This window comes from Pseudomonas orientalis (assembly GCF_001439815.1).
GTDB lineage: Bacteria > Pseudomonadota > Gammaproteobacteria > Pseudomonadales > Pseudomonadaceae > Aquipseudomonas > Aquipseudomonas orientalis.
Map to the genome: position 1 here is coordinate 358,125 of NZ_JYLM01000003.1, position 19,205 is coordinate 377,329.

Annotated in this window: 22 protein-coding genes; 11 read left to right on the forward strand and 11 right to left on the reverse strand. The window is 62.0% G+C overall.

Going from position 1 to position 19,205, the window contains the following annotated elements:
* Positions 1-93 precede the first annotated feature (93 nt).
* Complete coding sequence (locus TU82_RS09750; protein WP_057722998.1) at positions 94-1,032, reverse strand: aspartyl/asparaginyl beta-hydroxylase domain-containing protein; 939 nt, start codon at positions 1,030-1,032, stop codon at positions 94-96.
* A 249-nt stretch (positions 1,033-1,281) separates the two neighbouring features.
* A complete protein-coding gene (cysK, locus tag TU82_RS09760; RefSeq protein ID WP_057723000.1) occupies positions 1,282-2,256 on the reverse strand; it encodes a cysteine synthase A in 975 nt (324 codons plus the stop codon).
* A 125-nt stretch (positions 2,257-2,381) separates the two neighbouring features.
* Between cysK and TU82_RS09765 the strand changes: the two genes are divergently transcribed.
* The 3 genes from TU82_RS09765 (at position 2,382) to TU82_RS09775 (ending at position 5,695) form a co-directional block, all read left to right on the forward strand.
* Positions 2,382-3,458 carry a DUF748 domain-containing protein gene (locus TU82_RS09765; RefSeq protein WP_057723001.1) on the forward strand — a complete coding sequence of 359 codons (1,077 nt, stop codon included), beginning with the start codon at positions 2,382-2,384 and terminating at the stop codon, positions 3,456-3,458.
* A gap of 213 nt (positions 3,459-3,671) precedes the next feature.
* Positions 3,672-4,517, forward strand: a complete 846-nt coding sequence (locus TU82_RS09770; RefSeq protein ID WP_003210690.1) for an AAA family ATPase — start codon at positions 3,672-3,674, stop codon at positions 4,515-4,517.
* The gene (locus tag TU82_RS09775; protein ID WP_057723002.1) at positions 4,517-5,695 is read left to right on the forward strand and encodes a vWA domain-containing protein; all 1,179 of its coding nucleotides are present in this window, start codon (positions 4,517-4,519) and stop codon (positions 5,693-5,695) included. The genes TU82_RS09770 and TU82_RS09775 overlap by 1 nt, the downstream gene beginning before the upstream one ends.
* Positions 5,696-5,831: 136 nt before the next feature.
* Here the strand turns inward: TU82_RS09775 and TU82_RS09780 are convergent, their stop codons facing one another.
* The 3 genes from TU82_RS09780 to TU82_RS09790 are packed head-to-tail and all read right to left on the reverse strand — an operon-like array spanning position 5,832 to position 8,184.
* Entirely contained in the window at positions 5,832-6,746 is a 915-nt protein-coding gene (locus TU82_RS09780; protein ID WP_057723003.1) for a 5-oxoprolinase subunit C family protein, read from the reverse strand.
* A complete protein-coding gene (gene pxpB / locus TU82_RS09785) occupies positions 6,743-7,447 on the reverse strand; it encodes a 5-oxoprolinase subunit PxpB (RefSeq protein ID WP_057723004.1) in 705 nt (234 codons plus the stop codon). Before pxpB ends, TU82_RS09780 begins: the two co-directional genes overlap by 4 nt.
* Positions 7,444-8,184 (reverse strand): 5-oxoprolinase subunit PxpA, encoded by a 741-nt coding sequence (locus TU82_RS09790; protein WP_057723005.1) that lies wholly within the window; start codon positions 8,182-8,184, stop codon positions 7,444-7,446. Before TU82_RS09790 ends, pxpB begins: the two co-directional genes overlap by 4 nt.
* 177 nt (positions 8,185-8,361) lie before the next feature.
* Between TU82_RS09790 and TU82_RS09795 the strand changes: the two genes are divergently transcribed.
* The gene (locus TU82_RS09795; protein WP_057723006.1) at positions 8,362-9,273 is read left to right on the forward strand and encodes a LysR family transcriptional regulator; all 912 of its coding nucleotides are present in this window, start codon (positions 8,362-8,364) and stop codon (positions 9,271-9,273) included.
* A gap of 119 nt (positions 9,274-9,392) precedes the next feature.
* Here the strand turns inward: TU82_RS09795 and TU82_RS09800 are convergent, their stop codons facing one another.
* Genes TU82_RS09800 through TU82_RS09810 form a run of 3 tightly spaced genes read right to left on the reverse strand, consistent with a single transcriptional unit; the run spans position 9,393 to position 11,280 of the window.
* Positions 9,393-9,935 (reverse strand): DUF2937 family protein, encoded by a 543-nt coding sequence (locus TU82_RS09800; protein ID WP_057723007.1) that lies wholly within the window; start codon positions 9,933-9,935, stop codon positions 9,393-9,395.
* A 10-nt stretch (positions 9,936-9,945) separates the two neighbouring features.
* A complete protein-coding gene (locus TU82_RS09805) occupies positions 9,946-10,722 on the reverse strand; it encodes a class II glutamine amidotransferase (protein ID WP_057723008.1) in 777 nt (258 codons plus the stop codon).
* Positions 10,723-10,752: 30 nt separating this feature from the next.
* Positions 10,753-11,280 (reverse strand): hypothetical protein, encoded by a 528-nt coding sequence (locus TU82_RS09810; RefSeq protein WP_057723009.1) that lies wholly within the window; start codon positions 11,278-11,280, stop codon positions 10,753-10,755.
* Positions 11,281-11,304: 24 nt separating this feature from the next.
* Here TU82_RS09810 and TU82_RS09815 point away from each other — a divergent pair, with 24 nt between their 5' ends.
* Positions 11,305-13,347 carry a S9 family peptidase gene (locus TU82_RS09815; protein WP_057723010.1) on the forward strand — a complete coding sequence of 681 codons (2,043 nt, stop codon included), beginning with the start codon at positions 11,305-11,307 and terminating at the stop codon, positions 13,345-13,347.
* A gap of 83 nt (positions 13,348-13,430) precedes the next feature.
* Positions 13,431-13,904, forward strand: a complete 474-nt coding sequence (locus TU82_RS09820) for a cyclic nucleotide-binding domain-containing protein (RefSeq protein ID WP_057723011.1) — start codon at positions 13,431-13,433, stop codon at positions 13,902-13,904.
* Here the strand turns inward: TU82_RS09820 and TU82_RS09825 are convergent.
* Positions 13,901-14,179, reverse strand: a complete 279-nt coding sequence (locus TU82_RS09825) for a hypothetical protein (RefSeq protein WP_057723012.1) — start codon at positions 14,177-14,179, stop codon at positions 13,901-13,903. The genes TU82_RS09820 and TU82_RS09825 overlap by 4 nt on opposite strands.
* Before the next feature lie 78 nt (positions 14,180-14,257).
* Here TU82_RS09825 and TU82_RS09830 point away from each other — a divergent pair, with 78 nt between their 5' ends.
* From TU82_RS09830 to TU82_RS09845, 4 genes are all read left to right on the forward strand, one after another.
* Positions 14,258-14,944, forward strand: a complete 687-nt coding sequence (locus TU82_RS09830; protein ID WP_057723013.1) for a spermidine synthase — start codon at positions 14,258-14,260, stop codon at positions 14,942-14,944.
* A 59-nt stretch (positions 14,945-15,003) separates the two neighbouring features.
* A complete protein-coding gene (locus tag TU82_RS09835) occupies positions 15,004-15,378 on the forward strand; it encodes a YajD family HNH nuclease (RefSeq protein WP_057723014.1) in 375 nt (124 codons plus the stop codon).
* Positions 15,379-15,554: 176 nt separating this feature from the next.
* Positions 15,555-16,022, forward strand: a complete 468-nt coding sequence (locus tag TU82_RS09840; protein WP_003189607.1) for an RNA methyltransferase — start codon at positions 15,555-15,557, stop codon at positions 16,020-16,022.
* A gap of 80 nt (positions 16,023-16,102) precedes the next feature.
* Positions 16,103-16,453 carry a YgaP family membrane protein gene (locus TU82_RS09845; protein WP_057723015.1) on the forward strand — a complete coding sequence of 117 codons (351 nt, stop codon included), beginning with the start codon at positions 16,103-16,105 and terminating at the stop codon, positions 16,451-16,453.
* 226 nt (positions 16,454-16,679) lie between these two features.
* Here TU82_RS09845 and TU82_RS09850 read toward each other — a convergent pair whose 3' ends face one another.
* A complete protein-coding gene (locus tag TU82_RS09850) occupies positions 16,680-17,900 on the reverse strand; it encodes a hypothetical protein (RefSeq protein ID WP_057723016.1) in 1,221 nt (406 codons plus the stop codon).
* A 13-nt stretch (positions 17,901-17,913) separates the two neighbouring features.
* The gene (locus TU82_RS09855; RefSeq protein WP_057723017.1) at positions 17,914-18,363 is read right to left on the reverse strand and encodes a YcgN family cysteine cluster protein; all 450 of its coding nucleotides are present in this window, start codon (positions 18,361-18,363) and stop codon (positions 17,914-17,916) included.
* A gap of 153 nt (positions 18,364-18,516) precedes the next feature.
* Between TU82_RS09855 and TU82_RS09860 the strand changes: the two genes are divergently transcribed.
* Complete coding sequence (locus tag TU82_RS09860) at positions 18,517-19,101, forward strand: nitroreductase family protein (RefSeq protein ID WP_057723018.1); 585 nt, start codon at positions 18,517-18,519, stop codon at positions 19,099-19,101.
* The last annotated feature ends 104 nt before the right edge of the window (positions 19,102-19,205 follow it).

Genomic DNA, 19,205 nt, shown 5'->3' on the forward strand with positions numbered 1-19,205 from the left:
GGCGGTGTGTCAGGTTAAACATCTTTGCCTGATCCACCGCTATCGGGGGCAAGCCCCCTCCCACATTGACTGCATTTCAAGGCAAAGACAGGCTCAGCCGAACAGCCACTTCCACAGCAGCACCAGCACAACCACCGCCAACACCGGCCGTGCAATCCGGTAGGCCTTGGGATGCTTGCGCTTCCACTGCTTGACCTGGCCGCTGAACCTGTCGCTGAAGGTCTTGCTCCAGGCATACGCCTGGTTGATCCCGCCTACGCGCTCGTCATCCAGGTTCTGCGGTGCGGTCGCGCGGCCCAGTTGCTTGCTGACCCAACGGTTGATGCCGGTCATCAGGCGATTGCTCAACGGCCGTTCAATGTCACAGAACAGGATCACCCGGGTCTTGTCAGTCTCGTTCTTCACCCAGTGCACGTAGGTTTCGTCGAACATCACGTCTTCGCCGTCGCGCCAGGCATACACCTGGCCGTCGACAAAGATGCGGCAGTCGTCGGAGTTCGGCGTGGACAGCCCCAGGTGATAGCGCAGGGACCCGGCGAACGGATCGCGGTGCGGGTTCAGGTGGCTGCCGCCCGGCAACAGCGCGAACATCGCGCCCTTGACGTTGGGGATGCTGCTGACCAGCGCCACGGTTTTCGGGCACAGGGCCTCGGCCGATGGCAGCGGTTTGTCGTACCACTTGAGATAAAAGCGCTTCCAGCCCTTCTTGAAGAACGAACCGAAACCGGCATCGTTGTTCTTTTCGGCGGCGCGAATGTAGCCCTCGTCGAACAGGTGCATGGCCTCTTCGCGGATCACTTCCCAGTTGTCCTTGAGTACGTCCAGCTCCGGGAACTTGCTGCGGTCCAGGTAGGGCTTGGACGGCACCGCGGAAAACAGGTACATCAGGGCGTTATACGGGGCGAACAGCGCCGAATGGTTGACGAACTGACGCAGCATCGGCAAACGGGCCTTGCCGCGCAGGTGCACATACAGCGTACTGCCGATAAACAGCAGCAACACCGACAGTTTGGCGGCCAAAGAAAAGGTCATGCAGCAACTCCTGGAAATAAGCGCCTGGCCAGCAAACTTCCGTCGACGGGAAACCAGACGTAACAGCCGGCCATGATAAACACTTGGCGCATTATGCAGAAGGCCCATGCCGACCGGCTGATCTGGATCAACACGCCTTCCCCTGTAGGAGCGAGCTTGCTCGCGAAAAACCTGAGAGCGCCACGTTGAATCAGTAAACCCGCGTTATCGTTGACGTTCTTCGCGAGCAAGCTCGCTCCTACAGCCGATTCAAGCCTGGTTTTCCTGCTCGGTGAACAAATCGCTGAACAGCATGCTCGACAGGTAGCGCTCGCCCGAGTCCGGCAGGATTACCACGATGGTCTTGCCCTGCATCTCCGGTTTTTCGGCCAGGCGCACCGCCACGGCCATGGCGGCGCCGCAGGAGATGCCGCACAAGATGCCTTCTTCCTGCATCAAGCGCCGGGCCATGGCCTTGGATTCGTCGTCGGTGACCAGCTCCACGCGGTCGACCATCGACAGGTCGAGATTCTTCGGCACGAAACCGGCGCCAATGCCCTGGATCTTGTGCGGGCTGGGCTTGATCTCTTCGCCGGCCAGGGCCTGGGTGATCACCGGCGATGCGGCCGGTTCCACCGCCACCGACAGGATCGGCTTGCCTGCGGTGTGCTTGATATAACGCGACACACCGGTGATCGTGCCGCCGGTGCCCACGCCCGCCACCAGCACGTCCACAGCGCCATCGGTGTCGTTCCAGATTTCCGGGCCGGTGGTTTTCTCATGGATGGCAGGGTTGGCCGGGTTTTCGAACTGGGCCGGCATGAAATAGGTGCTCGGGTCGCCGGCGACGATTTCGCCCGCTTTCTCGATGGCGCCTTTCATGCCCTTGGCAGGTTCAGTCAGCACCAGCTCGGCGCCGAGAGCCTTGAGCACTTTACGGCGTTCGATGCTCATGGACGCGGGCATGGTCAGCAGCAGTTTGTAGCCGCGTGCCGCCGCCACGAACGCCAGGCCGATCCCGGTGTTGCCGGAGGTGGGTTCGACAATGGTCATGCCCGGCTTGAGCTTGCCGCTGCTTTCCGCGTCCCAGATCATGTTGGCGCCAATGCGGCACTTCACCGAGTAACCTGGGTTACGCCCTTCGATCTTGGCCAGGATGGTGACCCCGCGCGGAGCGATGCGGTTGATCTGCACCAGGGGCGTATTACCGATGGAGTGCGCGTTGTCTGCAAAGATGCGGCTCATGACGGGTCCTGTTTGGCAATGTCGGAAAGGCCCCAAGGGTATGCCTCGTGCCACTGGGCGTCCAGTCGGAGGAACGTTGCGCCGCTTGCAACAGTCAATCTCCTACGAGCAAGGAGAACTGCCCCATGAAACGTCGCTACAGTTGGCCGCTCTGGACCGTCGCCGGGCTGGTGCTGGTCCTGGTTGCCGTACACATCGCGCTGCCTTACCTGGTGCGCAATTACCTGAATGAAAAGCTCGCCGACATGGGCGATTACCGTGGCGAAATTGCCGATGTGGACCTGGCCTTGTGGCGCGGCGCCTACCGGATCAACGGCCTGCAGATCGTCAAGGTGGACGGCAAGGTGCCGGTGCCGTTCGTCAAGGCGCCGCTGATCGAGTTCGCGGTGAGTTGGCATTCACTGTGGTACGACCATGCCGTCGTGGCCGAAGGGCATTTCGTACGGCCGGAAATCAACTTCGTCGACGGCGGCGCCAACAAGCAGGCGTCCCAGACCGGTAAAGGCACCGACTGGCAGGAACAACTGAGCAAGCTGCTGCCGATCACCCTCAACGAAGTGCGCATCGAAGACGGCAAGATCGCCTTCCATAACTTCAGCTCCAAGCCTGAAGTGAATATCAACGCCACCGGGGTCAACGCCAGTCTCTACAACCTGACCAACGTGGTGGACGTCCAGGGCAAGCGCGACGCGCGCTTCGAGGGCAAGGCGCTGCTTCAGGGCCAGGCGCCACTGGAAGCCAGTGCCACCTTTGACCCGCTGAGTGATTTCGAAGAGTTCGAGTTCCGCTTCCGCGCCCGCGACCTGCAACTCAAGCGCATGAATGACTTCGCCTCGGCCTACGGCAAGTTCGACTTCAAGGCCGGCACTGGCGATGTGGTGGTCGAAGCCCAGGCGGAAAAAGGCCAGCTGAGCGGCTATATCAAGCCGCTGTTGCGCGATGTCGAGGTATTCGACTGGCAGCAGGACGTGGAAAACAAAGACAAGAACATCTTCCGCTCGATCTGGGAGGCCGTGGTCGGCGCCAGCGAGACGGTGTTGAAGAACCAGCGCAAGAACCAGTTCGCGACCCGCGTGGAGCTGAGCGGCAGCGTGCATCAGCAGAATGTCAGTGCGTTTTCAGCGGTTATTGCGATTCTGCGCAATGGGTTTATCCAGGCCTTCAATGCCCGCTATGAACAACCCAAGCCCAGCGCCGACTAAAAATGTGGGAGGGGGCTTGCTCCCGATGGCGGTGTGTCAGGTTAAATATCTATACCTGATCCACCGCTATCGGGGGCAAGCCCCCTCCCACATTGACTGCATTGACCCGGAATAAACGTGACCGCCCATTCAGAGACTGAATGCCCCGTCTGCGTTCACAGTCGCCGGGGCTGCGCGGTATAGTCGGGCATTGATGAATTCGAGGAATGACCAATGAAGTTCGAAGGCACCCAGGCCTATGTGGCTACCGATGACCTGAAACTGGCCGTCAACGCCGCCATCACCCTGGAGCGGCCGCTGCTGGTCAAGGGCGAACCGGGCACCGGCAAGACCATGCTTGCCGAGCAACTGGCCGAGTCCTTCGGCGCCAAATTGATCACCTGGCATATCAAGTCCACCACCAAGGCCCACCAGGGCCTCTACGAGTACGACGCGGTCAGCCGCCTGCGCGACTCGCAGCTGGGTGTGGACAAAGTGCATGACGTGCGCAACTACCTGAAAAAGGGCAAGCTCTGGGAGGCTTTCGAGTCCGAAGAGCGGGTGATCCTGCTGATCGATGAAATCGACAAGGCCGACATCGAGTTCCCCAACGACCTGTTGCAGGAACTGGACAAGATGGAGTTCTATGTCTACGAAATCGACGAGACCATCAAGGCGAAAAAACGCCCGATCATCATCATTACCTCCAACAACGAGAAAGAGCTGCCGGACGCCTTCCTGCGCCGCTGCTTCTTCCACTACATCGCCTTCCCCGACCGCACTACCCTGCAAAAGATCGTGGACGTGCATTACCCCGACATCAAGAAAGACCTGGTCAGCGAAGCGCTGGATGTGTTCTTTGACGTGCGCAAGGTGCCGGGCCTGAAGAAAAAACCTTCCACGTCCGAACTGGTCGATTGGCTCAAGCTGCTGATGGCCGACAATATCGGCGAAGCCGTGCTGCGCGAGCGTGACCCCACCAAGGCTATCCCGCCGCTGGCCGGCGCCTTGGTGAAGAACGAGCAGGACGTGCAGTTGCTGGAGCGTCTGGCGTTCATGAGCCGCCGCGGTAACCGCTGATGCTGCTCAACCTGTTCAATGAAATGCGTGCCGCCAAGGTGCCGGTGTCGGTGCGTGAGCTACTGGACCTGATCAACGCCCTGAAACAGCGCGTGACCTTCGCCGACATGGACGAGTTCTACTATCTGGCGCGGGCGATCCTGGTCAAGGATGAACGGCACTTCGACAAGTTCGACCGGGCCTTCGGTGCCTACTTCAACGGCCTGGAAAAACTCGATGACCACTTGCAGGCGCTGATCCCCGAAGACTGGCTGCGCAAGGAGTTCGAACGCTCGCTGAGCGACGAGGAACGCGCGCAGATCCAGTCCCTCGGCGGCCTCGACAAGCTGATCGAAGAATTCAAGAAACGCCTGGAAGAACAGAAGGAACGCCACGCCGGCGGCAACAAGTGGATCGGCACCGGCGGCACCAGTCCTTTTGGTTCGGGCGGCTACAACCCCGAAGGCATCCGCGTCGGCGATGCCGGCAAGCGCCAGGGCAAGGCGGTGAAAGTCTGGGACCAGCGCGAGTACAAGAACCTCGATGATCAGGTTGAACTGGGCACGCGCAATATCAAGATCGCCCTGCGCCGCCTGCGCAAGTTTGCCCGCCAGGGCGCGGCGGAAGAGCTGGACATCGACGGCACCATCGACCACACCGCCCGCGACGCCGGGCTGCTGAACATCCAGATGCGTCCGGAACGGCGCAACACCATCAAGCTGTTGCTGCTGTTCGACATCGGTGGCTCGATGGACGCACACGTGAAGATCTGCGAAGAGCTGTTCTCGGCGTGCAAGACCGAGTTCAAGCATCTGGAGTACTTCTACTTCCATAACTTTGTGTACGAGTCGGTGTGGAAGAACAACCAGCGCCGCACCTCGGAGCGCACCTCCACCCAGGACTTGCTGCACAAGTACGGCGCCGATTACAAAGTGATCTTTATCGGCGACGCGTCCATGGCGCCCTACGAGATCACCCAGGCCGGCGGCAGCGTCGAGCACTGGAACGAAGAGCCTGGGTATGTATGGATGCAGCGGTTCATGGCCAAGTACAAGAAACTGATCTGGATAAACCCGTATCCGAAGGATACTTGGGGGTATACGGCGTCGACGGGGATTGTGCGCGAGTTGGTGGAGGATCAGATGTACCCGCTGACGTTGCGCGGGCTTGAGGAAGGCATCCGCTTCCTGTCCAAATAGCCCACATGCCTCATCCAACACCTATCCAATGTGGGAGGGGGCTTGCCCCCGATAGCAGTGGTTCAGTCACAGATGTGTTGACTGACACACCGCTATCGGGGGCAAGCCCCCTCCCACATTTGGACCTCTGTGTTTATCAGCCAGTGCTCAGCCGCTGCAAATAGTTGACATGCTGCCGATGTGCCGTCTCCTGCACCATGGGCGCCAACCTTACTTTCTCCCCGGGCAAACACTGCGCCAACCGCGCCAGCGATAACGGCGTCAACGCGCCCAACCGGGGATAACCGCCAATAGTCTGCCGATCATTGAGCAACACAATCGGCTGCCCGTCCGGCGGCACCTGGATTGCGCCCAAGGGAATGCCTTCGGAGATCAATGACGGTCCCTGATACTGCAGCGGCGTGCCCAGCAAGCGCATGCCCATGCGATCGGCGCGGCTGTCGAGGGCCCATTCGGTATTGAACGCATCGAACAGGCTCTGGCCGCTGAACCGGCCGATCTGTGCGCCGATAATCACGTCCAGTGATGCAGCGCAGGGCAAATCCGGGTCGGCCAGCACTTTCATCGCTCCGCCGGTACCGGAATAAACCAGGCGCCCGCCTTCGGCCAGCGCCTTGCCCAAACCGTCCACGCCGCCCAGTTCCTCACGCACCACCGTCGCACAACTGCCCAGCACGTCCGGCGCATCAAACCCGCCCGGCGCCGCCAGGTAAGCCCGCGCGCCACTGAACGGCTGGGTAAAGCGCAAACGCTGGCCTTTTTGCAGGATAAAACTGCGCCCTGGGCTGATCGCGCGTTCATCAATGAAGGCGCCCAGGTCCGCACCGGCCAGGGCCAGCAGGCAATAGTCCTCGGCCTGCACGGTGAAACCACCCAGGGTGATTTCCACCACCGGCGCATCGAGGGCATTGTCCAGCAGCCAGTTGGCCCATGACATCGACACCCAGTCCAGCGCCCCGCCCTGGGTTACGCCCAGATGGCGTACGCCAAAACGCCCGGCATCCTGCAACAGGCACAGCGGTGTGCTGGCCTCGATGATCAAGCGGCTCATGCGTGCGCCTCCAGAGGCGTGTCATCGCCCCCCAGGTTGACGAACTCAGCGTGGTCGACCGCTTCGAAACGCACGGTGTCGCCGGGCTGCATCAGGCTGTAGCCGTCGCGCTCGCGGTCGAACAGTGTGGCCGGGGTGCGCCCGATCAGGTTCCAGCCACCGGGGGACACCACCGGATAGGCGGCGGTTTGCCGCTCGGCGATACCCACGCTGCCCGCCGCCACGCGTTTGCGCGGAGTGTTGAGACGCGGCGTGGCGAGAATTTCGTCCACCAGCCCCATAAAGGCAAAACCGGGGGCGAAACCCAGGGCGAACACTTGATACAGATGGGCGCTGTGGCGACGGATCACCTCAGCGACCGCCAGCCCGCTGCGCTGCGCCAGCACGCCCAGCTCCGGCCCGACGCTCGGGTCATACCACACCGGCAGCACATGACAGCGGCCGCCGCCCTGGGCCTGGGGCTGCAGGTCGGTCAGGGCCTGGTCGATCAACGCCCGTGCCTGGACCGGAGCCATAACGGTGAGATCGTAATGCACCATCAAGGTGGTGTAGGACGGCACCAGGTCCACCAGCGCGCTGCCGAACCCGCTGCGCAGACGCTGGCTGGCGGCGAGCATCCAGGGCATGTTGGCTTCGGCAATCGTATCGAACAGCCGCACCATCAGGCAGTCGATGGCCACCACTTCAATCCGTGGCTTCATGCTGGCTTCAACGCCTCGCGGATACGCTGCACGGCGGCCATGGAGCTGGCGTTATCACCGTGTACGCACAGCGTATTGGCCTTAAGGACCAGAGGGCTGCCGTCGCTGGCAGTCAGGGCCTCGCCACGGGAAAGGGTCAGGGCCTGTTGGACGATGGTGTCGGCATCATGATGCACCGCGCCCGGCAATTGACGCGACACCAGATGGCCCTGGCTGTCATAGGCGCGGTCGGCAAAGGCTTCGAACCACAGGGTCACGCCGTACTCATCGCCCAGGGCCTGGGCCGCGCTGTTATCTCGCGTGGCCAGCAACATCAGCGGCAGGTCGCCGTAAGCGGCCACGGCCTGGATCACCGCACGCAGCTGTGCGGGGTTGGCCATCATGTCGTTGTACATCGCGCCATGGGGTTTCACGTAACTGACGCGACCGCCTTGTGCGCGGCAGATGCCCTCCAGCGCACCGATCTGGTAGTGCAACAGGTCCTGGATCTCCTGGGGCGTGTACTGCATGGAGCGACGGCCGAAGCCTTGCAGGTCCTGATAGGCCGGGTGTGCGCCCACTTGCACGCCGTGCTTGAGCGCCAGGCTGACGGTCTTGCGCATGATGCTCGGGTCGCCGGCATGGAAGCCGCACGCCACGTTGGCGCAGTCGATGAACGGCATGACTTCGGCATCCAGACCCAGGGTCCAGTTGCCAAAGCTTTCGCCGATGTCGCAATTCAATAGCAGGCGGCTCACGGGGTCGCTCCTGTAGGCTTTGTTTTTTTGTAGTGTGGGATCTTTTACCAACATCTCGCAACGATGTTGTCCTCGAACCCAACGACGCTTATCGTGGAACGCCTCGATTTTTGGCGCCGGCACGCTGCGGCGTCCAACTAATAAAAACCGATCCATGCATAAGAAAAAGTTGATCCCATGAATTTGAAGTTCCTCGAAACCTTCGTCTGGGTGGCCAGGCTCAAGAGTTTCCGCCTGACCGCCGAAAAGCTGTTCACCACCCAGGCGTCGATCTCCAGCCGCATTGCGGTGCTGGAGAGCGAATTGGGAGTCAAGCTGTTCCTGCGCGACTCGCGGGGCGTGAGCCTGACCCCGGAAGGCTTGAAGGTGCTCGATTATGCCGAGCAGATGATGGTGACCCTGCAGGGCTTGAAGCAGTCCCTGGAAACCACCAGCAGCAAGGTCGGACGGATTCGGATCGGCGCGATGGACACCGTGATCCACACCTGGCTCAGCCCGTTGGTCGCTGAGTTGATGAACCTGTTTCCGCGGGTGGAAATCGAACTGGTCGCCGATACCGCGCTGAACCTCAGCGATCAGCTGCAAAAAGGCTTCCTGGACCTGATCCTGCAAACCGACCTGCTGCGCTTTGAAAGCGTGCGCAGCCTGGAGCTGGGCAGCCACCCCATGGCCTGGATCGTCGCCAGCCAGTCGATCTATAACCGCGACTACGCCTCCCTCGCCGAACTGGCCCAGGAACGCATCATCACCTACTCGAAAAACTCCTGCCCCCATCAGGATGTGTTGAGTTTGATGCAGGCCAATGGCGTCGCCGCCCCGCGCATGAACTGCGTCAACTCGGTATCAGCCATCACCCGTTTACTGCGCGATGGTTTTGGCATTGGCGCGCTGCCGCCGGTGCTGGTCAGCGAAGAGCTGGCACGGGGAGAACTGGTGATGCTGCCGATGGCGCAGCAACTGCCGAACCTGCAGGTGGTGGTGTCGTGGCGCGTGGGGGTGGAGCTGGTGGAGGAGATGGTGGGGTTGTGCCAGAAAGTCGTCGCCCGCTATGCCGAGGAGGTCGGTAAAGAGCGGATGGTACTGAGTTAAACCGGATTCAAATGTGGGAGGGGGCTTGCCCCCGATAGCAGAGTGTCAGTCAGCAACTTTTCAGCTGACCCACCGCTATCGGGGGCAAGCCCCCTCCCACATTGGATGTGTATCAGGACTTAGAGCCCCTTCAGATCCCGTTCTTCAATCGGCCGGCTCTGGCGCAGGCGCCGACCGCCCAGCACCACCCAGTCGATCAGGCGATACAGGCACTCGATACCGAACGACAGCAGCATCGCCCCGCCCAGGCCCCAGCCCATGGCCTCGGGCGTCAGCAGGATCTGGTAGCTGTAGCCATTCCAGGTTTCCAGGCGGATATCCGGGTCGGCGGCCACCGCCACTTGCAGGGCGCGGATGTACCAGGGCCCCTGCATGGCCTGGAACTGCTTATCCAACGCCAACTGACGGTCGAGCATCGCGCCCAGGCTGCTGGCGTCGCTCTGGAACACCGGGTCGTCACTGGCACGGTAATGCGCCACCAGGGCTTGCATGTCACCGTTGAAGAACTGCCGCGCGGTGGACTCGAACCCGCTCAGGCCCGTCTGAGCCTCGATCAGGTGGGCTTCGACGCGCTTGGCGTAATCGTTGATAAACCCCGGCACTTGCACGCCGACCAACAAGCCTATGGCAAACAGCACCAACCGCAGATAGCTGAGCAACATGGTCGATTCCTTATTCGGTAACGCCCTGGCTGACGCATTCACCGCGTCGCCACAGGCTCCATTGGCCCGGTTCGTAGCGGGTCCAGTTTTCATTGTCGGTCAGCGGCTCGGTGGCGATCACCGTCACCACGTCATTGGGGGTGGTTTCGGCCTGAAAATCCACGATCACGTCGACATCTTTCAAGCGCGCCGGGCCAAACGGCGCCCGTCGGGTAATCTGCGCCAGCTTGGTCGAGCAGTAGCAAAACAGCCAGTCTCCATCGCTGAGCAGGCAGTTGAACACGCCTTTGCTGCGATATTCGGCGCAGGCGGCGATCAGGTCCGGCAACATCTGCTCAATGCCCACCGGTTCCGGAAAGGCTTCGCGCACGCGGTTGAGCAGGTCGCAGAATGCCGCTTCGCTGTCGGTGTCGCCGACCGGTCGGTAGAAGGTGGCGCGAGGGTTGAAATCCGCCAGTTGACCGTTGTGCGCAAAACACCAGTTGCGCCCCCACAGTTCGCGCACGAATGGGTGGGTATTGGCCAGGCTCACCTTGCCCACGTTGGCCTGGCGGATATGGCCGATCACCACTTCGCTCTTGATGGGATAGCGCTGCACCAGCAAGGCGACTTCCGACTCGCTGCTCGCGGCCGGGTCCTGGAACAGCCGCAGGCCGCGGCCTTCGTAGAAGGCGATGCCCCAACCGTCGCGGTGCGGGCCGGTTCGCCCGCCTCGCTGCATCAGCCCGGTGAAGCTGAACACGATATCGGTGGGGACGTTGGCACTCATGCCCAATAATTCACACATGCCGGGGCTCTCGCTGCAGGGCGGACAACGTTAAAGGCGCGGTTCGACCCGCATGCCGGGGGCAAGGGCCGGGCGACGGAACGGTTCGTCTTCTTCCGGCTCGGCGGCCAGCGCGGCATCCGTGGCCGCCTTGCGTTCGCGACGGGCCTTGGCGGCGCGCTCGATGGGCCAGCGGATCAGCACGAACACGACGTACAGCGCAAACACGATCATCGTGTACATGAACAGGTCGGAGATGGCGCGCCAGGCGTTATTGCCGACCTTGAGCAGCAGGTCCAGGGCGGTGATCGCCACGGCCGGCGCGAACTGGGTCTTGATCGGGTCGACGATGGTGGGGCTGAGCAACAGCACTGCCATCAGTAACTGCAACGGCTCGCGCAGCCAGCGCCAGATCCAGCGGGTCATGCGCCACCACACCAACAGGCAGCCCAAAGCGGCGAAGGCGTAAAGGCCCCAAGCGGTCAGATAGTCGTTCTCGGTCATGGTGTCCATGGCAAGGCAGGCAAAGAGGCGGCTATGATAACGGCTTTTGCGTGTCGCGGCTGCAATGCCGGCCACCGTCCGCCAGATAGAGAATTATCCATGCCTATTTCGACCGCACCGATTGCCCGCAAGACCCCAGGCCCGGACCCGTACGCCTGGCTGCAGGAACGCGACACCCCTGAAGTCCTTGATTACCTCAAGGCGGAAAACGCCTGGCAGGAAGCCCAGCTCGCCGACCAGCAGGCGCTGCGCGAAACCCTGTTCGAGGAGATCAAGGGCCGTATCCTGGAAACCGACTTGTCCCTGCCCTCCCCCTGGGGCCCGTACCTGTACTACACGCGCACCACCGCCGGTGACGAATACGCGCGTCACTACCGCTGCCGGCGCCCGGCCGATGACAGCAACCGGGTGGATGACGGCAGCGAACAATTGCTGCTGGACCCGAACGTGCTGGCCAATGGCGGCTTTTTCTCCCTCGGCGCGTTCAGCATCAGCCCCGACCATCAACGCCTGGCCTACAGCCTCGACACCACCGGTGAAGAGATCTACACCCTGTACGTGAAGGAATTGGCGACCGACAAGGTCAGTGAACTGGCGTTCGACAACTGCGACGGCAGCATGACCTGGGCCAACGACAGCATCACGCTGTTTTTCGGCGAACTGGACGACACTCATCGTCCGCACAAGCTTTACCGCTACCGCCTGGACGGCACGGCGGCGCAGGAAGTGTTCCACGAACCCGACGGACGCTTCTTTCTGCATTGCTACCGTTCCAGCTCCGAGCACCAGTTGCTGCTGGCCCTGGGCAGCAAGACCACCAGCGAAATCTGGGCTCTGGACGCCGACCAGCCGCACCTGGGTTTCACCTGCCTGGCGTCGCGGGTGGAAGATCACGAATACGATGTCGACCACGGCCAATTGAACGGCCAGTGGACCTGGTTTATCCGCAGCAACCGCGACGGTATCAACTACGCGCTGTTCGTCGCGCCTGACACCGGCACGGTACCCAGCGAAGCCGACTGGCAGAATTTGATCCCCCACAGCGACGAGGTGATGCTCGACGGCGTCAGCCTCAACGCCGGCGCCATGACCCTGAGCCTGCGCATCGGTGGCCTGCCGGTGATTGAAGTGCACCCCGAGGGCGCAGCGGCCTATCGCGTGGAACTGCCTGACGCGGCTTACAGCCTCTACGTACAGAACAGCCTGGAATTTGCCAGCGACAGGATTCGCCTGCGCTATGAAGCATTGAACCGTCCGGCCCAGGTGCGCCAGTTGGAACTGGCCAGCGGTGCACAGCAGGTGCTCAAAGAAACCCCGGTACTCGGTGTGTTCAACGCCGACGATTACGTCAGCCAGCGTCTGTGGGCCACCTCTGCCGACGGCACCCAGGTGCCGATCAGCCTGGTGGTCAAGCGTGACCAGCTCGGCAAGCCGACGCCGCTGTACCTGTATGGCTATGGCGCGTATGGATCGAGCCTGGACCCGTGGTTTTCCCATGCGCGCCTGAGCCTGCTGGACCGAGGCGTGGCGTTTGCCATCGCGCATGTGCGCGGCGGCGGTGAGCTGGGTGAAGCCTGGTACCGCAACGGCAAGCAGGCACACAAACAGAACACCTTCAGCGATTTCATCGCCTGTGCCGAACACCTCATCGCCCAGGGCCTGACCAGCTCCAGGCAATTGGCGATCAGCGGCGGCAGCGCCGGCGGCTTGTTGATCGGTGCGGTACTCAACCAACGCCCGGAGCTGTTCCAGGCGGCGATCGCCGAAGTGCCGTTTGTGGATGTGCTCAACACCATGCTCGACCCGGAACTGCCGCTGACCATCACCGAGTACGACGAATGGGGCAACCCGCAGGAGCCCGAGGTGCATGCGCGCATCAAGGCCTATGCGCCGTACGAAAACGTCAGCGCCCAGGCCTACCCGCACATGCTGGTGATCGCCGGTTACAACGACAGCCGCGTGCAGTACTGGGAAGCGGCCAAGTGGGTGGCCAAACTGCGCGACACGAAGACGGACGATAACCTGCTGCTGCTCAAGACCGAGCTGGGCGCCGGTCACGGGGGCATGAGCGGTCGTTACCAGGGATTACGTGACGTAGCGCTCGAATATGCCTTCGTGTTCAAGGCGCTCGAGCTGATTTAGGAACAGGTGAGTCAGGAACTTAGCCGGGCGGTCCTGTCTGAACACAGGACCGCCCACAGAATTGATGGACCAAGATTGCAGCTATGTCACAACCCACTCTGCTTAACGACGAAATCCGCGACATGCTCATGGACTGCGGTTTGTTCGACCCGCTGCTGCCGGAAGATTTTCATATCGCCGCAGGCTATTTCAATATCAGCAGCATTGCCCGGGAAGAGGTGATTTTCCTCGAGGGCGATGCCGGCACCTTCATGTGCATCCTCCACAGCGGCCAGGTGGCGGTGCAGAAAACCAACCCCGCCGGTCAACGCCTGACCATCGCCACGTTGCGCAGCGGCCGGGCCTTTGGCGAAATGGCGGTGCTCGACGGCGAACGGCGCTCGGCCAGTTGTATTGCAGCTACCGATTGCGTGCTGCTGAACCTGGGCAAGGACGCCCTGGAAAAGATGCTCAACGAAGCGCCCAGGGTTGCGGCCAAGATCATTCGCGCGATTGCCATTGCTCTGTCCAGACGCTTGCGCATGGCGGATGGGCAACTGCTGGCGCAACAGTTTTAATCGCCCGGCGTCTTCGGCTTGCTGTCGTTCTGCTGCAGGCCCGGGACGGTCTGGTCCTTGGGCGGCGTCGGCAGCACGATCGGCGCCAGCGGCGGCGAGCCGTTGGTCTTGGGCACGACGGGCGGCGTGACCTGCGGGTACAACGTGGGCGTTGGCGTGCCCGGCGCGCCGGGGGTTGGCGCAGGGGCGACCGGCACGGTTTGCAACTCCTGCGCCTGCGCCGCACCCAATGTGAGCGCGCCAATCACAATGACCGTTAGAATGCTGCACTTCATCGATGGCTCCATGGCCTGACCGGAATGTCACAAGGCTACTCCCAACCGCGCAAGAATGCCCTTCCCAATGAGATTTCCATGAAACGTTTCGTTCTGCTGGACACCACTCCGATCCCCGACAACGGCGGCGCCTTGTGCCTGTTCGAATACGGCGAGGATTTCGTCATCAAGATCCAGGGCGGTGACGGTGGCCAGTTGATGAACACGCGCATGCACGGTTCCGAAGATGCCCTGGCGGAAATTCCGTGCCGCAAGGTCGCCGGTCGCCCGGGCTCACGGGTGCTGATCGGTGGCCTGGGCATGGGGTTTACCCTGGCCTCGGCGCTCAAGCACCTTGGCAGGAGCGCCGAAGTGGTGGTGGCGGAGTTGGTGCCGGGCGTAGTGGAGTGGAATCGTGGGCCGCTCGGCGAAAAGTCCGGTCGGCCCTTGCTCGACCCGCGCACGGTGATCCGCCTGGAAGACGTGGCCAAGGTGCTGCAGGCCGAGCCCCAGGGGTTTGACGCGATCATGCTCGACGTCGATAACGGCCCTGAAGGTCTCACGCAAAAAGCCAACAGCTGGCTGTATTCCGCCGGTGGCCTGGCCGCCTGCGCCAAGGCCCTGCGCCCCAAGGGCGTGCTCGCCGTGTGGTCGGCCAGCGCCGACCGACTGTTCAGCGACAAACTGCGCAAGGCCGGTTTCAAGGCCGAAGAAGTGCAGGTGTTTGCCCATGGCAACAAAGGCACGCGGCACACCATCTGGATTGCGGAAAAGCTCAAGGGCTAATTGCGCCGGGATTAGCTAGAATCAACCTGTCCGTGACCACCCAATAGCCAGGAGCCATGATGAGCTCGACCAATCCGCCCTCCCACACCGCCAAGCTGGACCGCATCCTCGCCGATGCCCAGCGCGACCGGGAAATGGGCTACCGCGACAAAGCCCTGAAAATGTACCCCCACGTGTGCGGCCGCTGCGCCCGTGAATTCGCCGGCAAGCGCCTGAGCGAACTGACCGTGCACCACCGCAACCACAATCATGACGACAATCCCCAGGACGGTTCCAACTGGGAACTGCTGTGCCTGTACTGCCATGACAACGAGCATTCGCGCTACACCGATCAGCAGTACTTCGGCGAAGGCTCCACCAGCAGCCCGACGATTGCCAAGGCGACACACAACCCGTTTGCGGCGTTGGCGGGGTTGATGAAGAAAGACGGCTGAGATAATCGTTGGCTGTACTGGCCTCATCGGGGGCAAGCCCCCTCCCACATGTGCAATGTATTACCCTGTGGGAGGGGCGGTGCGACGATTCGACTTGCTCCCGATAGCGATCGCCCAAGCACCACACTGCCTCAAGACCGTATAATCCCGGTTTTTCCTGCAAGGCACCCTTCCCCGTGGGCAATAAACGCTACAGCTGCATCGGTCTGTATAACCCCAAATCCCCGGAAAATGTCGGCTCGGTCATGCGCGCCGCCGGCTGTTACGGCGTGGCTTCGGTGTTCTATACCGGCGTGCGTTACGAGCGCGCGCGGGATTTCATCACCGACACCAAGAAGGTGCATCACGACATTCCGCTGATCGGCATCGATGACCTGAAGAAGATCCTGCCCCTGGGCTGCATCCCCGTCGCCGTGGAACTGGTGGAAGGCGCCCGCCCGCTGCCCGAATACACCCACCCCGACCGCGCGCTGTACATCTTCGGCCCCGAAGACGGCTCGCTGGACAAAGAGATCCGCGACTGGTGCGAGGACGTGGTCTACATCCCGACCACCGGCTGCATGAACCTCGCCGCCACCGTCAACGTGGTGCTCTACGACCGCCTGGCCAAGGGCAATAACACCCGCTCGGGACCGAAGTACTGAAATCAGGTAATGAAATAGCGGGAACAAGCGGCCCTTGCGAACAGTCAGCTAATGACACTTGCCTTTGTTGGAGACGGATCATGAGCGACAGCAAAACCCTGCGACCAGTGATTGAACACCTGCAGCCGGACGCCCAGCGCACGCAGAACGTACACGGCTGGGAACGCATCGGCTCGGTAGCCGGTGGCGTGATGATGGTAGGCAAGGGCCTGCGCCGTGGCGGTCTGTTCGGGCTGATTCAGGTGGCGATTGGTGGCGTGGCACTGGCACGCGGTTTCACCGGCCACAGTTCGCTCAAGGACAAGCTGGAGCAAGGCCGCCAGGAAATGAACAGCGTACGTACGAAGATCGAGCGAGCGGGCGCGGAGCTGAAGAACTTGAAGACCAAGGCTGAAGTGGCGGCTGAAAAAGCGGTGAAAACCACGGGCTGAGCCGAGTAATCGGGCCGCTGGAGATTCAAGTGTGGGAGGGGGCTTGCCCTAATGCCAGTCAGTTTAGGCTTTTTGTAGGAGCGAGCTTGCTCGCGAAGAACTCACAGGCACCGCGTTCATTCAGAAAAAACGCGTTATCGTTGACGTTTTTCGCGAGCAAGCTCGCTCCTACAGACGCCGGGGGGGCAAGCCCCCTCCCACATTTGCTTTGTGCAAGGTCTGAAGATCAGTGCAGCAGTTTGCTATCGAGCACCACCGACGACTCGCCAATGATATTCTCGGCCAGTTGCATAAACTCCTTCGTGGTCACGCTGCCCGCGCGCATCACCGCTTGCGCCAGGTCATCCAGCGAGCGCTTGTTATGGGTTTTCACGCGAATTTCCCGGTCCAGCTCCTGCAGCACCACCACCGCCCGTGACGCCGTCGCGCCGCTGACGTGTTCGCCACGCAGGCTGGTCACGTCCTTGCCCTCCTTCGTCAGACGCGTCTGTATCGCCTGATACCGCTCGTCGGTGATCCCTCCGGCGCGGCGTACCAGTTCAATGGCGTAGTAACCGGCAAGGCCTTCGCTGATCCAGTCACTGGTGTCGTGGTCATTGAAACGGGCGATGGCCTGCACCACCTCGCGGATCAACGGGCTGCTGCCGTCTTCACTGACCAGCGGCGTGCGGCTGTTGAGGTAGATCGAGTCACGCGCCGAGAAGGCGCCACGGCGCATCGGATCGCTGGCGCCTACCACCAGCAGTTTGGCCGGATGGCGCGGGAACGCGGCTTCCACCTGCGGCCACACGAAGGTCAGCAGCGTCAGCACATCCATACGTCGCATGCCCTGGCCCTTGGGCGAAGTCACGGTGACGTCGGTCTGCCCCAGGCGCATGCGCCGGCTGCCCAGGCTACCGGCGAGTATCCAGCCGGTGGGGCGGTCGAACAGGCGTGACACGTTGTCGATGCGGAATTTGTTTTTGCCGATACGCGGCCAGGCAGTCTCGATGCTGTTCCAGCCCGGCGGCAGCTCGAACGTCAGGCGCGAGGCCAACTCGACGCCATCCTGCTGGTCCAGGCGTGCGGCGGGCACCAGGTCGTCGCCGCGAAACAGCGCCCAGGCCGGCGTCATCCGCGCTTCATAGGTGCCGGGTTTGTGCGCGTGGCTCAGGCGTACGCGGTAGGTCAGGCTGGCCTTGTCGGCGGCGGGTTGCCAGTGACCCCGACGTCCATTGAGCGCCCATTGCCCGTCGGCCTTGAAGTCGCTGTAGTCGCCGTCGCGGCCAAGGTCGAAGTCCAGGCTGCGCACTGCAGAACCCTTGGACAGGCTCAAACGCACCTCGGCCTGATCGCTCTGGGGCAAAAGTTTGACGTGGTAATCCAAATCGACTTTTTTGGCGGACCACGCCGGCATGCTCAGCGCCAGCAACAACGCCGCTGTCGCCAGCTTGAATCCCACCTTCATACACACTCCTGGTTCAACCCGCGCGGAAGATCAGGTAATCCTCCCAGTCGTCCTCTGGCACGCTGCCTTCGCTGAGCATGCGCCCGGACTGGGAAATGCGTTCGTGGTGCACGGCGTCGCGGTCGCCGCAGACCAGGTGGTGCCACAAGGGCAAATCCTTGCGCTCGCTGACCAGGCGATAGCCGCAGGTGGGCGGCAGCCACTTGAACTGGTCGGCCTGCCCGGGCGTGAGCTGGATGCAGTCCGGCACCGAGGCCCGACGATTGGGATAGTCGGTGCACTGGCAGGTTTGCAGGTCCAGCAGCTTGCAGGCGATGCGCGTGTAATAGACGCTGTTGTCGTCTTCGTCCTCAAGCTTTTGCAGGCAGCACAGGCCACAGCCGTCGCACAACGACTCCCATTCCTCCTGGTCGAGGTGCTCGAGGGTTTTGCGTATCCAGAAAGGTTCGACTTTGGCGGCCATGGCTCAGCATCAGTATCGGTAGGTTCAAAGGCCGCCAGTCTAGTGCCCAAGCCCCTCGGGGCCAAGCGCTTACGACTGGCGGTGTAACAACACTTGTCAGTCTGGTGGCCGCGCAGTAGTTTTGAGCGCCGTATTGACGATCAGGAACTGCTCATGACCCGTGTTGCCGACTATCCGATCCACACCCAGTTCACCGAACGCTGGTCGCCCCGCGCCTTTACCGGCGAGAGCATCTCCCGGGAAACCCTGCTGAGCTTCTTCGAGGCGGCGCGCTGGGCACCTTCGGCCTACAACTCCCAACCCTGGCGCTTTCTCTATGCCCGCCGCGGCACGCCGGACTGGGAGCGCTTCCTGGGTTTGCTCAATGAGTTCAACCAGGGCTGGGCGCAGCATGCGTCGGCGCTGGTGATCATCGCCTCGAAAACCGACTTCATCGCCCCCGGCGCCACGGAAGAAACCCCGGCCCTGTGGCACACCTTCGACACCGGCGCCGCCTGGGGTCACCTGGCCTTGCAAGCCAGCATTGCTGGCTGGCACACCCATGGCATGGCCGGCTTCGATCAGGAACTGACCCGCCAAGAGCTGAAGATTCCCGCAGGCTATGCGCTGCATGCCGCCGTGGCGGTGGGCAAGTTGGGCGACAAGTCGAGCCTGCCCGAGTACCTGCAAGGCCGCGAAGCGCCGAGTACGCGCAAGCCGCTGAGCGAGCTGGTGTCGGAGGGTGACTTCAGTCTCTGATTCCTGCGCAAAAACCAATGTGGGAGGGGGCTTGCCCCCGATTGCGGAGTGTCAGCTAGCCATTGTACTGACTGGTCCACCGCCATCGGGGGCAAGCCCCCTCC